The organism is Psychromonas ingrahamii 37 (assembly GCF_000015285.1).
GTDB classification, from domain to species: Bacteria; Pseudomonadota; Gammaproteobacteria; order Enterobacterales; family Psychromonadaceae; genus Psychromonas; species Psychromonas ingrahamii.
In genome coordinates this window covers 4,227,643-4,240,903 of sequence record NC_008709.1, presented here as the reverse complement: position 1 = coordinate 4,240,903, position 13,261 = coordinate 4,227,643, and the positions used below count along the sequence as shown (strand labels likewise).

Below are 13,261 nucleotides of genomic sequence, written 5' to 3'. Positions count from 1 at the left end.
TATTTTATTAGAAGCACGACAAAATATTAGTCAAGAAGGAGGGGATGAACAGCCTCGTTACCTCAATGACTTGAAGATACTGATGCCTGCATTTCCAAGTCGTTTGCTTATGTAAGTTATCTTAATGGCTAGATTTTTTCTTAATACTGCTTTTTATTTAAAAAATCGCGTCAACAGCAATTTGCATGTTAAAAAAGAAGGTAGCGTCAGAGGTCATTCAAGAGAATACTTTATGCTCAGTTGAGCAAAAATTAAAATGCTCTTACAGCGCTTAAATACCCGTTCAGCAAGTTTCAATGCGGGGTTTCAAAGGATATTTATTTTTGATCTACTCTATTTATTTGTGCTGATATTGGTTAAAATTCGACTCATTTTATCCTTAGACTAATTGAGATTTTTAATGTTCGAAGTAAATCCTATTTTAAATAAAGTAAAAGATTTAACTGAGCGCGCACAAGTACTTCGGGGGTATCTTTGACTACGACGCCAAAGCTGAACGTTTAGAAGAAGTGTGTCGTGAATTAGAATCACCAGAAGTATGGAGTGAACCGGAACGCGCGCAGGCATTAGGTAAAGAGCGCAGTGCCTTAGAGTTGGTTGTTGACACTATAGATGCGTTAAGTGCGGGAACCGAAGATATTCTAATGCTGGTTGAGATGGCCACAGAAGAAAACGATCAGGACAGTTTTGATGAAGCCCAAAAAGAAGTAAATGAGCTGGAAAAAAAATTAGAGGTGTTAGAATTTCGCCGTATGTTCTCCGGTAATCACGATGCTTGCTCCTGCTATTTAGATATTCAATCGGGCTCTGGCGGAACAGAAGCTCAGGACTGGGCAAATATACTCCTGCGTATGTACCTGCGTTGGGGAGAAGCACACGGTTATAAAACCGAGTTGATGGAAGTCTCCGCAGGGGATGTTGCCGGTATTAAAGGAGCCACCATTCGTTTTACTGGCGAATATGCTTTTGGCTGGTTACGCACCGAAACCGGTGTTCACCGCTTGGTTCGAAAATCACCCTTTGATTCATCAGGGCGCCGTCATACCTCCTTTGCATCTGCCTTTATCTACCCTGAAATTGAAGATGATATTGATATTCAGATTAACCCGGCGGATTTACGCATTGATGTGTACCGTGCATCGGGCGCGGGCGGGCAACACGTCAATACAACGGAATCTGCGGTACGTATTACCCACGTACCCACCAATATTGTGGTGCAGTGTCAAAATGACCGCTCACAACATAAGAATAAAGATCAGGCAATGAAGCAGCTAAAAGCCAAATTGTATGAACATGAATTGCAAAAGCAAAATGCCGAAAAACAAATCAGTGAAGACAGTAAATCAGATATTGGCTGGGGCAGTCAAATACGTTCATATGTTTTAGATGATGCACGTATCAAAGATTTAAGAACCGGTATTGAGAGTCGTAATACGCAAGCGGTATTGGATGGTGGCTTGGATAAATTTATCGAAGCCAGTTTGAAGTCAGGACTGTAGCTTTGAGTCGCGAGCCGCTAGCTCGAAGCTCATAGTTCGAAGCTCGTAGCCTTCCAGCTTTTTATGCCGTGGGGTCGAGAATCAGGTCAACAAACCAAATTAACAGTGAAAGATAATAGGAAATATCATGTCAGAGCAGAATCCAACACAAGCAGCAAAGCAAGCACCACAACAAGAGTTAAATGACATTATGGCACAACGCTTGGCCAAATTAGATGCCATGCGTGAAAAGGGACAAGCATTTCCGAATGACTTCCGCCGTGAAAATATCTCTGATGATTTACATGCACGTTATGATGATAAAACCAAAGAAGAGCTTGAAGAGCTCGCGGTTGAAGTCAGTATTGCCGGTCGTATGATGATGCGCCGTATTATGGGCAAAGCAAGTTTTGCGACTATTCAGGATATGGGCGGTCGTATTCAACTTTATGTGACCCGTGATAAGCTCCCTGAAAGTTTCTACAACACTGAATTTAAAAAATGGGATTTAGGCGATATCATTGGTGCAAAAGGGGTTTTGTTTAAAACCCAAACTAATGAATTAAGCATTAAAGTCTCTGAAATCCGTATTCTAACTAAAGCACTGCGTCCGTTACCCGATAAATTCCATGGACTTTCTGATACAGAAGCCTGTTACCGTCAGCGCTATCTGGACTTGATTGCCAATGACAACTCGCGCAAGACATTCCTGTTACGTAATAAAATCGTTAATGCTATCCGTCAGTATTTAAATGATCGCGACTTTATGGAAGTAGAAACACCCATGCTGCAATCTATTCCCGGCGGCGCAGCGGCAAAACCCTTTGAAACTTACCATAATGCACTTTCTTTACCCATGTACCTGCGTATTGCCCCTGAATTAAACCTAAAACGTTTAGTAGTAGGTGGTTTTGAACGTGTATTTGAAATTAACCGCAGTTTCCGTAACGAGGGCGTTTCAACCCGCCATAACCCTGAATTTACCATGATCGAATTTTATCAGGCCTATGCAGATTATATCGATCTGATGAATCTGACGGAAGAGATGTTACGCAGTATTGCAGAAAATGTATTAGGTTCAAGCATTGTCAACTACGGCGATCAAGTGTTTGACTTTGGCGCTGCTTTTATCCGCATGACCATGAAAGAATCCGTGCTGCAATACAATGAAGGCATTGAAGCTTCTGAACTTGAAAGCATGGCAAGCCTTAAAGCCTTAGCCGCACGTTTCAATGTGAATATTAAAGAGAACTGGGGTGAAGGCAAAGTCTTAACCGAGATTTTTGAGGAAACAACGGAACATAAACTGCTTCAACCAACCTTTATAACAGCTTATCCGGCTGAGGTTTCACCTCTTGCCCGCCGTAATGATCAAGATCCGAGTGTGACCGATCGTTTTGAGTTTTTTGTGGGCGGACGTGAACTTGCTAATGGTTTCTCTGAACTTAATGATTCTCAAGATCAAGCTGAGCGTTTCATGGATCAGGTTGCTCAGAAAGAATCCGGTGATGATGAGGCGATGTTCTACGATGCGGATTATATTACCGCACTTGAGCACGGTTTGCCGCCAACAGCGGGTGAAGGTATTGGTATTGATCGTCTGGTGATGTTATTTACGGACAGCCATACAATCCGTGACGTATTGTTGTTCCCGCATATGCGTCCACAAGCAAAATAACTGTGAAGATAGCTTTCAGTCATTAGCTGTCCGCTATCAGTTAAATTCAAAATAAGAGCCTCGTTTTTATGGGGCTTTTTTTTGTCTTTTTTCCTTACGCTTTCCACGGGTGTTGGTGTTGGTGTTGTTGTAGTTCAAATAAGTTATGCTTCTAAATGCTGAGGAAAAAATCCTCACTTTTAGCTAAATAGGTATTGTAATTGGAGGTGCATCGTTCCTCACATTCTGCGTGGGAATGCCTATCCAGTTAGGCTGTGTGCCAGTTGTTTGGTATAAGCGATTTGGTTGGTAGTAAGCTTTCGCTTACCATTTTTGATCTCGCACTGCCAACCTCTTTTTAACGCACCAGTACGGCTTTCACCTAGACGCATTGGTTGGGGTATTCATAAAAAAGTATGGGTGTCCAGTCTGTGCTATTCGTCCTGCTATTCGGGTGGTCCCGCTATTCTTATTAAATGTGTTATGATATGACCCGCTGACATGCGAGTCACCAAGTATTTTCTTATGCTTGAGCCATTCGAGCGCTTCCCTCCTGCGTTTCTCGAAGTCTCGTATTCAGATCGGTGGTCTGCCCACCCCCGGCCTTCTGTTTCTCCACACAGATCCTGCCTTCATCATATGCACCATAGGTTAACCTGAGTTTAGTGCGTCTCATTGCGGAACCTCATAGCTTAACTGTTACCGGTTAGAGTGCGCGCTTTTCCGCATTCAATCGTCGCCCCATCATGCTCTTGTCTGGCTAACGATACAACGCCTGTAAAACAGTCGTCATTATGAGCTTTAGAATTGCCATTCAAAGTGGCTGGCCCAAGCGGCTTTGCCCAATTACGTGCTTTTGAAGCAGCCCAAAGATGGCTCTTCCGCTACCGCACCGACAGAGCAGCCAGAAAAAGGGTTACAAGAGTTGATCTCAGTTACCTAAGGAGATCTGGCTTTAGTGCGGAAGATAACGAAACAGAACTTCGCCTGTAATCGAAGAAAGAAAGAAAGTAATGATTACCTACTGATAACAATACTATCTGGAAATATATATGAAATTTTTAAAAAAACTAGCTACTGCCGCTGCAGTTAGCTCACTAGTACTTGGCGCTACTGTAGCCCAAGCAGAAGACTCGAAAGAACCTATTGTTATTCCTACCCATAACTGGACGAGCCAAATCACCATGGCATACGTTATCGGTGGAATTTTCGAAAGCATTGGCGACAATGTTTCTTATGTACCCGCTGATAGCCAGGCGGTTTACGAATCGATTCGTAACGGTGACGTCACTATTGCTCACGAAATATGGCAGTCTACTTTTGGTAAGTCCTTCAACAACGCCTTAGACGCTGGCGGCATCATTGATGTAGGCAAGCACGCTGCTGTTTCTCAGGAAGAGTGGTGGTATCCTGCCTATGTTGGCGAGCTATGCCCTGGCCTACCTTCCTGGAAAGCACTAAACGATTGCTCCGAGTTGTTTGCAACAGCCGGCAGTGGTGGCAAGGGGCGCTATCTCGATGGGCCTATGGACTGGCATGGCCAAGAAACCCTAGACCGCATCGAAGCACTTGACATGAATTTTACCGCTAAGTTTGCCGGGTCATCTGGTGCACTTTGGGCAGAACTGGAGTCGGCAGCTAAAGACAACCGTGCGGTTGTGGTCTTTAACTGGTCACCTAACTTCACCGATGCCGGTGACGGTGGCAGCTTCGTTGAATTCCCCGCGTATAGCGATGGCTGTAAGGTTTCAGCTGGTGGTGATGGCAAATGTGGCTCTCCAGCGGCGGGTTGGTTGAAGAAGGCCGCTTATTATCAAATGCCTGCAAAATGGCCAGCAGCTTACAAAATCTTTAACCAAATCTCCTTTACTAAAGGTGATATCGGCAACATGGCTGCATTGGTTGACATCGATGGTATGAGCCACGAAGAAGCCGCTACTAAATGGCTGGCTGACAACGAAGCAAAATGGAAAAGCTGGCTCTAAGCCAAACCCTCTGACCTGAGTGCGCGGCATTCAGGTTAGGCCTGTGGTTCGTTATTCAATACAAGACCAGAGACCTTGATGCTTTATTTAGCCAAGGTCGCTGTTTATTGGGTCTATTTTTTCACCGTGACAGCAGAGCCGATGACTCAGTAGCACAATAATCTATTGCGCTTGTTAGTCCGACAGACCCATTGATCCCGCGCCAACAAACACATTTTTTAGCACCTCTTTTTATAGGAATTTAATTATGCCAATACCACCTCAGCCGGTCATTAAGTGTGAGTCTGTCTATAAAATTTTTGGCGACAACGCTGCAAAAATACTGGAACAGTCAGACGGAAAAGTAGAAACAGCATCATTACTTGAAGCCGGATGTGTCATCGGCGTTAACAATGCCTCTTTTGAAGTGCACAAAGGTGAGATACTCGTCATCATGGGCCTATCAGGCTCTGGTAAATCAACCCTTTTGCGCTGTATTTCACGCCTGTTCGACACTACTGCAGGCGATATATTTATTGATGGTGAAGACCTGCTTGCCATGAATGAAAAAGAACTTATCAACATTCGTCGTAACAAAATGGGCATGGTATTCCAAAGTTTTGCTCTCCTTCCTCACAAAACAGTGCTAGAAAATATTGCCTTACCATTACAAGTAAAAGGTATGAGCACCAATGACAGCATGGACCGTGCGATGGATATGGTAAATTTAGTCGAGCTCACCGGTCGTGAGAATTACTTCCCACGCCAGCTCTCTGGTGGCCAGCAACAACGTGTCGGCATTGCTCGTTCATTGGCTGTAGAACCTGATATCTGGTTCCTCGATGAGCCCTTCTCAGCTCTGGACCCTCTTATTCGCAGGGAGATGCAAGACGAGTTCTTACGTTTACAGACTGTATTACATAAGACCATATTATTCGTTACCCACGACTTTGATGAAGCGCTCCGCCTTGCCGACCGCATCGCCATTATGAAAGATGGTGTCATCGAACAAATTGATACCCCGGGCAATATCGTACTCAACCCCGCCACGGAATACGTCGCCAGATTTACCCGTGGCGTGCCACGCGAGCGCGTACTCTCCTGCCAAACCATCATGGAAGAATATGATGCCTCTGTAGAGATGAGTGACATCACTGTATCTGAACACGCCATTATAGACACAGTAGCAAAACCCGTGCTAACCGAGGTGCATCCAGTGGCTGTCACTGCTGCAGAAGGTAATATTGTTGGTGTGTTAAACCGCAACATCATTATGGACGTCTTGTTTGATGAAGCTAACAGCATGCCAGTGAATACATCAGATGAGAGCCAAACCTAATGCAATATTTTACCGGACATAAATGGACTCAGTTTGTCGCTTTATTGGCGGTGTTCTTTGCCCTTGTAATCGTCATCGACCCCGCCACTGGTGGTAACTTATGGCGCCTACAAGAGACCAGTTTCTGGCTGTTGCCTGACATTGTTAACGACGGTCTTAAGTTCCTTATTGATGACTTTTGGGTCGTAGAGATTTACGATCCTGAGTTAGACATCACCGAAGAATCGACCATGATACAAGAGTTTACGCGCGGCCTGTCTGGCGTGATTCTCTTTAGCATTAATTTGATTCGAGAACTGCTATTAGGTGGCGTTAAAACCGTGGTGGCTTTTACCAGCTGGGAATTTATCAGCGCAAACGAATGGGCTCGCATCCCAGCACTGCCATGGCCAGCGGTGGCTGCGGGTGCCTTTTTAATTGGCCACTATCTTGGGGGCCGTAGCCTGTCTATTTTAGCCGGCACCAGCACCCTTTACATTGCTGTATTTGGTCAGTGGACACCCGCCATGCAAACCCTTTCCTTTGTGTTAGTAGCGGTGCCCGTGTCGGTTTTCCTGGGATTAACCTCAGGTATACTGGCCTTTAAGAACAAAAGCTTCGAGTCCATCCTGACGCCACTGTTAAACGTGGCTCAATCCATGCCTCACTTCTCTTACTTAATCCCAGTGGTAGTATTCTTTGGCATTGGTGACCATGCGGGTGCTATTTCAACAATTATTTTCGCCACTCCCCCAATGATCCGCTTAACTATTTTAGGCCTTAAAAAAGTCTCTCCGGAGGTGTTGGAGGCTGGCATGATGAGTGGCTGCAACGCACGCCAACTGATGTTCAGGGTGCTCATTCCAACAGCACGCCATGACATTCTGATCGGCGTTAACCAGGTTATTATGCAGTGTTTGGCCATGGCCGTCATCGCCTCTTTTATTGGTGCAAAGGGGTTGGGCTACGACTTACTGGTGTCATTGAACATGCTCAATATAGGCCAGGCCCTCGAACTGGGTGTGTCTATTGTATTGATTGCTGTGGTTTTGGATAAGTTATCCCTGGCCTGGGCTAACAAGCAGAGCGATTACTTTGCTGAATTACCCTTCCATTTGCGTCACAAGCATTCGCTCGCCTTCTTGGGAATTTTGATCGTCACCTCTGCTATTGCCTACGCTGTGACGGTGGTTTTCCCAGACAAGGCTAACTACCTCTACTTCATCAATGATTCACAAGGGTTGACTACCGAAAAGTTCTGGGACTTTATCGTTGACTGGATCATCACCAACACTTACGACGCCGTGCAAAGCTTCAACTTCTTCATGATCACCTCAATTTTGATGCCCATGAAAGAGGCTTATCTATCGATGCCAGTCGCTGCAACCCTCTTTCTAGTTGCAGGCACCGGTTACATTGTTGGAGGCATTCGCTCAGCTATTATTGTGACAGCCTTGATTGCCTTTATTGCGTTAACACCCTGGTGGGACCAAGCCCTCATTACAGCCTATATGACCACCTTCGCGGTCATCATTTCTGTTACTATTGGTTGCAGTGTTGGCATTTTGTGCTCTCGAACCCCCCGAGCAACTAAAGTTATATTGCTGGTTTGTGACACCTTCCAGACATTCCCGTCGTTCGTCTACTTAATTCCCGTCATCATGTTGTTTGGCGTGAGTGATTTATCAGTGCTTATTGCGGTGATCGTATACGCTACTATCCCTGCCACACGTTACACCGTAGAAGGGTTGAGTAACGTGCCTAAATCCTTGCAAGAAGCAGGCTCCATGTCAGGGGTTAACCGCATGCAGCGTTTATTAAAAATTGAACTACCTTTGGCGTTCCCACACATCATGTTGGGCATTAACCAAACCGTTATCTTCGCTTTGTTTATGGTTATTATCGGCGCCTTTATCGGTACTGACGACTTAGGTCAGCTGATCATGCAATCCTTGTCTCAAGCCAACGCTATGGGCCAAGGCATTGTGCTCGGCTTATGCGTCGCCTTTATCGGCTTGGCAGTAGACCATTTGATCCATACTTGGGCAGAGCAGCGTAAGAAAGTGTTAGGGATTGCGTAGCCGAATTGGTTGGATTATTCGTAAAAAGGTATGGGTGTCCAATCTGAACTATTGTTATTTCCGCATATGCGTCCACAAACAAAATAATGGTTTGAGGCTTTAGGCCTCAATTTGCTATTTTGATATTGAGCCTCACTTAACCCTGGGGTTTTTTTGTCTTTTTTCTTTACGCTCCACGTGGGAATGTTAGTGAAACTATTTAGCTTGTTTGTTGGCCTTCGCTTGTAAGCGCTTGGTTTAACTTTATTTATTGGTATTCCGCTTTTGACGGCGGGTAGATGATGAGAAACCGAAACGCAGTTTCGCAGTTCGAGGGAGTCATGCTCTTTCAACAGCAAAAGAGTGCCACCCCTAGCCATTTTTTGATCTTGCACTGCCCAATCGCTTTTTAACGCACCAGTCCGGAATGCACATCCCTGTGCATGCCAGACCTGGTGAAACCGTCCGGGTTTCACTTGCTAAAGCGTTTGTTCATTGCAAGAAAAATGGAGGGGGATCATCTAGCTGCATTGGCTTGTTTGTTGGTTTTCGTTTGTGGGCGGTTGGTTTAACTTTCGTTGTTGGTGGTTTCGCCCTGACGGCGAGTAAACGTTGAGAAACCGAAACGCAGTTTCGCAGTTCGAATAAGTTATGTTTCTAAATGCCGAAAAAAAGTAGGCAAAAGCGTCACCCCTAGCCATCTTTTTATCTCGCACTGCCCAAATGCTTTTAACGCACCAGTTCGGACAGCACATCCATGTGCAGAGCTGAACTTACAGAAATCAACAAGGGCACGCAGAGCTTAGCCCGCTCATAATCCTGAACTGCCGTTCAATTCGCTCTATGATTTCTGTTGCTAAAGCGTTTGTTCATTGCAAGAAAAATGGAAGGGGATTTCCTAGCCGCATTGGTTAGATTATTCGTAAAAAGGTATGGGTGTCCAATTTATCTTCAATTTATCTGTTAGTATGTTTTAATAAAGAGCGAATGTTTAATAATAAAAATAAATTATATCTAATGGAGATAATAGATGTCGGATAATAAAAAATATCGTTTAGTTACTCGTAGTGATTTTGATGGTTTAGTGTGTGCTATTTTACTCAAAAATATTAATTTAGTTGACGACATTCTTTTTGTTCACCCTAAAGATATGCAAGACGGAATTATTGAAGTAGGGCCAGATGATATTTCGACCAACTTACCTTATGTTGACGGTATTCATCTTTCCTTTGATCACCATCATAGTGAAACACTGCGTAATGAAAAACGAGATAATCATATTATCGATCCTGATGCTCCTTCAGCTGCTCGCGTTGTTTACGATTATTACGGCGGAGAAAAAACCTTCCCCGCTAGCTGGAAAAGTATGATGAATGCAGTAGATAAAGCTGACTCTGCTCAATTCAATAAAGAAGAAGTGTTACATGCTAAACGCTGGGAACTGCTTAATTTCATTATGGATTCTCGAACAGGTTTAGGTCGCTTCAGAAATTTTCGTATCTCAAATTACGAACTCATGATGGCTCTAATTGAATTTGGGAAAGATCACAGCATTGACCAGATACTAGAACTTCCTGATGTTAAAGAACGAACCGATCTTTACTTTGAGCACGAAGAAAAATTTAAAGAGCAGATTAAACGTTGTGCTACGGTTCATGGTAACTTAGTTATTCTTGATTTAAGAGAAGAAGAAATTATCTACTCAGGTAATCGTTTTGTTATTTATGCATTATTTCCACAATGTAATATTTCAATTCATATTATGTGGGGCCTTAAAAAGCAAAATACAGTTTTTGCTACCGGTAAATCTATTTTTGACCGTAGTTCAAAAACCAATGTTGGCGAGTTAATGCTTAAATACAATGGTGGCGGACATAATGCAGCGGGGACTTGTCAAGTTCCACATGATCAAAGTGAAGCTGGTCTTGCAGAACTAATTTCAGCTATTAATGCAGATGGTTAATCGTTTCAACACTAAACGATAAATCATCGTAAAACTCCTTCGATTAAAGCTATGTTACTTTTTCTCGAAGGAGACATTTATATTCATAATGACAGCCCAACAAACCTCTCCGATGACTTCCTTTGAAAGCGATATCTAGCGTAAACACTAGCAAGTAACTGAACAGTCAGAGCTTAGCCGAATTGGTTTGTCATAGGCCTTCGCTTGTAAGCGCTTGGTTTAACGTTATTTGTTGGTATTCCGCTTTTGACGGCGGGTTACTTTTCTTTCAACAGCAAAAGAAAAGTAACCAAAAGAATGCCGTTCCGAGACGTTTTTTATTCTTGTCTGCTCAATAACTTCTTAACGCACCGGCTCGGACAGCACATCCATGTGCAGAGCCGAGCCTAATGAAATCATCCATGATTTCCTTTGCTAAAGTGATTTCTCAGACAAGAAAAACGTACGGAAATTGCCTAGCCGCAGTGGTTAGATTATTCGCAAAAAAGTATGGGTGTCCAATTTATCTTCGCTCATAATCCTGAACTGCCGTTCAATTCGCTCCATGATTTCTGTTGCTAAAGCATTTGTTCATTGCAAGAAAAATGGAAGGGGATCACCTAGCCGCATTGGTTTATTTCATTATGATTAGCTAGTCACGCGAATTTTTGGCTTGAATATCTATGAGATGTTTAAGGGTCTTACCGGAAGTGTGGAGTAATTTGGTTAATTCTCCTTTTTTAAAGCTGCTTTCCATTTTCTGCAGCTTTTCCTCCAGCATTTTTTTAATACCCTTTAAATTAATAAGTTCCTGATCGTAACTATTGCTAGTAAGTACTTCATATCGCTCACCTAATGCGATATTGAATTCTTTTATATCAATAGCATCCCAGTTTTCTATGCATTGATTCAGAAACTCAGAATCGGTAAAAGATAAAACCTTATTAGACTGTGAGCTGTGAATCTCAGTCTCTAGGGCGTTCTTCCATGAATGTACCATTACATCTTTGAAAGCCTTTGTTGCTATATTTTGAGATTTATTACTAGCACTGGCGGATTTTTCTCTTAATATATTCTTCAATTCTTGGTTATCTATGCTGCTAATCCAGCTAGTGTAGCCATCATTTGGGGCGAAATCGATTATGTTTTTGAACTCATTAATCGTAACCCAGAGATCTTCTTCTGTATCATTAATATAATTAAATCGGGAAAAATAAAGCAGCATATGGCACGCTTTTCCCCATTGCTCAAAGTTAACAGTCTCTTTAGACATAATGCATTTTTTAAGTAAAGCGATTCCGAGTACAAATTCTTCTTCAGTACCGTAGATATAATTCCCTGTAATCATGGAGTTTAATGGATCTTTTTTCTTTGGGAGATTCAAATCATTGATTATATTTATTTTTAATTTTTCGCCAAAGCAATAGTCTAGAGTATTTAGTACTGTATTCACATTGCCTAATATTATCGATAACTCCTTTTCTTTCATTGAGGGGGGGTCAGTTTTTTTGCCTTTATTGTCAAGGTGTATTTTTATTATTTCGGAGCGTACCACGTTTTTACTTATTTCTTTTTTTGTATAATGCTTTTCATAATGTGCGAAGCAGATTGCTAGAATAGTCGAAGTAGCTATTTTCGCTGAGGGTTCCTTAATGATCTCATTTGATTCTTTAATTTTTTGCAGCACGGGTTTTAGCCTAAAAAGAGCGCGCTTAAGTACTCTTAGGTTTGTATAATCTAAACGTATTACTTCGTTTTTAATATTGATTTTATTTTTTTCAAATAGTTCTATTCCTTCAATAGCTATATTGACCATCTCTTCGGGTGATGTTTTATAGGGAATGATGTCGACAAATGCTTTTTCTAACATAGTGTTAGTCGTTATTTTTTTCGCATTAGCGGCAACAATAATTTTAATCTGATTGTTTTCCGCTAGCTCAATACACTCCCCGAGTAGCAATCCTGTTAATTTATCGTCTGCAACTCTCTCGAGATCATCGAGTATCAAAGTAAAACCTTTAATTCGTCCTAATGCAGCATGCTTGATCATACCTGTCAGGCTATTGGCTATCGCGCCAAGATTGCTTGCGTTACTTTCTCCCAATACACTGCCAAGTTTAGTGAAGATAGTACTTAAATCTTTAAAGCCAGTGGAAGCATCTTTATCATTCATAGAATAAACAGAAAGCAATTTATCTCTAAAGTCATTTAAATCTGATATGCCATAAAGAGAAAAGAAAACTACTTTTTTGTCTTTATTTTCAAAGTGAGGGATTAATTTATTTTTTATAAAATAAGTCTTACCTGAACCCCAGTCGCCATCAATTAAAATCATTGGTGGCATAGAGTCGTCTTTAAATAAGTTTTCAATTCGCTTAATTATATCGGTCATGGCAACCTTCGAAGGGGGTATTGAGTATTTCAATCAACATAGCATAACTGATTGTTTATACACGGTGTAATCTCAAAAATTTCGAAAATGAAATTATTGAGCAGATAATCAAACCAATGTGGCTACGAAAATTTCCGTACGTTTTTCTTGTGCTGAACAAGTGCTTTAGCAAGAGAAAACATGGATGTTTTCTCTAACCTCAGCCAGTACAGGGACGTAATGTCTGAGGTGGTGCGTTAAAAAGCGGTTGGGCAGTGCAAGAATAAAAAACGTCTCGGAACGGCACTTTTTGGTTACTCTTTTCTTGCTGTTGAGAAAAAGTAACACGCCGTCAGGGCGGAAGACCAACAATGAAAATTTAGCCATCAGCTGCAAGCGAAAGCCTACAAACAAAAAAGTCAGCAGCGTAATTTTTAAGGAAAGGATCTGGAAAAGAAAGTCACCGTCAGG

8 protein-coding genes are annotated in these 13,261 nt (G+C 42.4%); 7 read left to right on the top strand and 1 reads right to left on the bottom strand.

Annotated features, from left to right (window positions below):
• Positions 1-400 precede the first annotated feature (400 nt).
• The 7 genes from prfB to PING_RS17695 all read left to right on the top strand — a co-directional run bounded on the left by prfB (position 401) and on the right by PING_RS17695 (position 10,440).
• A protein-coding gene (gene prfB, locus PING_RS17725) for a peptide chain release factor 2 (RefSeq protein WP_157035403.1) occupies positions 401-1,499 on the top strand; the annotation gives its coding sequence in 2 pieces (ribosomal slippage) (positions 401-475 and positions 477-1,499; 1,098 coding nt in all).
• A 127-nt stretch (positions 1,500-1,626) separates the two neighbouring features.
• The gene (lysS, locus tag PING_RS17720; protein ID WP_011771664.1) at positions 1,627-3,156 is read left to right on the top strand and encodes a lysine--tRNA ligase; all 1,530 of its coding nucleotides are present in this window, start codon (positions 1,627-1,629) and stop codon (positions 3,154-3,156) included.
• A gap of 1,031 nt (positions 3,157-4,187) precedes the next feature.
• On the top strand, positions 4,188-5,120 hold the full coding sequence (locus PING_RS17715) for an ABC transporter substrate-binding protein (RefSeq protein ID WP_011771663.1): 933 nt from the start codon (positions 4,188-4,190) through the stop codon (positions 5,118-5,120).
• Positions 5,121-5,367: 247 nt separating this feature from the next.
• Positions 5,368-6,438 (top strand): quaternary amine ABC transporter ATP-binding protein, encoded by a 1,071-nt coding sequence (locus tag PING_RS17710; RefSeq protein ID WP_011771662.1) that lies wholly within the window; start codon positions 5,368-5,370, stop codon positions 6,436-6,438.
• Positions 6,438-8,498: an ABC transporter permease gene (locus tag PING_RS17705; RefSeq protein WP_011771661.1), complete on the top strand. Its 2,061-nt coding sequence runs from the start codon at positions 6,438-6,440 to the stop codon at positions 8,496-8,498. The genes PING_RS17710 and PING_RS17705 overlap by 1 nt, the downstream gene beginning before the upstream one ends.
• A 406-nt stretch (positions 8,499-8,904) precedes the next feature.
• Entirely contained in the window at positions 8,905-9,093 is a 189-nt protein-coding gene (locus tag PING_RS20795) for a hypothetical protein (RefSeq protein WP_157035402.1), read from the top strand.
• Positions 9,094-9,507: 414 nt separating this feature from the next.
• Positions 9,508-10,440: a DHH family phosphoesterase gene (locus tag PING_RS17695; protein WP_011771660.1), complete on the top strand. Its 933-nt coding sequence runs from the start codon at positions 9,508-9,510 to the stop codon at positions 10,438-10,440.
• A gap of 631 nt (positions 10,441-11,071) precedes the next feature.
• Here PING_RS17695 and PING_RS17690 read toward each other — a convergent pair.
• Positions 11,072-12,811, bottom strand: coding sequence for a P-loop NTPase fold protein (locus PING_RS17690; protein ID WP_011771659.1), 1,740 nt, complete (start codon positions 12,809-12,811; stop codon positions 11,072-11,074).
• Positions 12,812-13,261 lie beyond the last annotated feature (450 nt).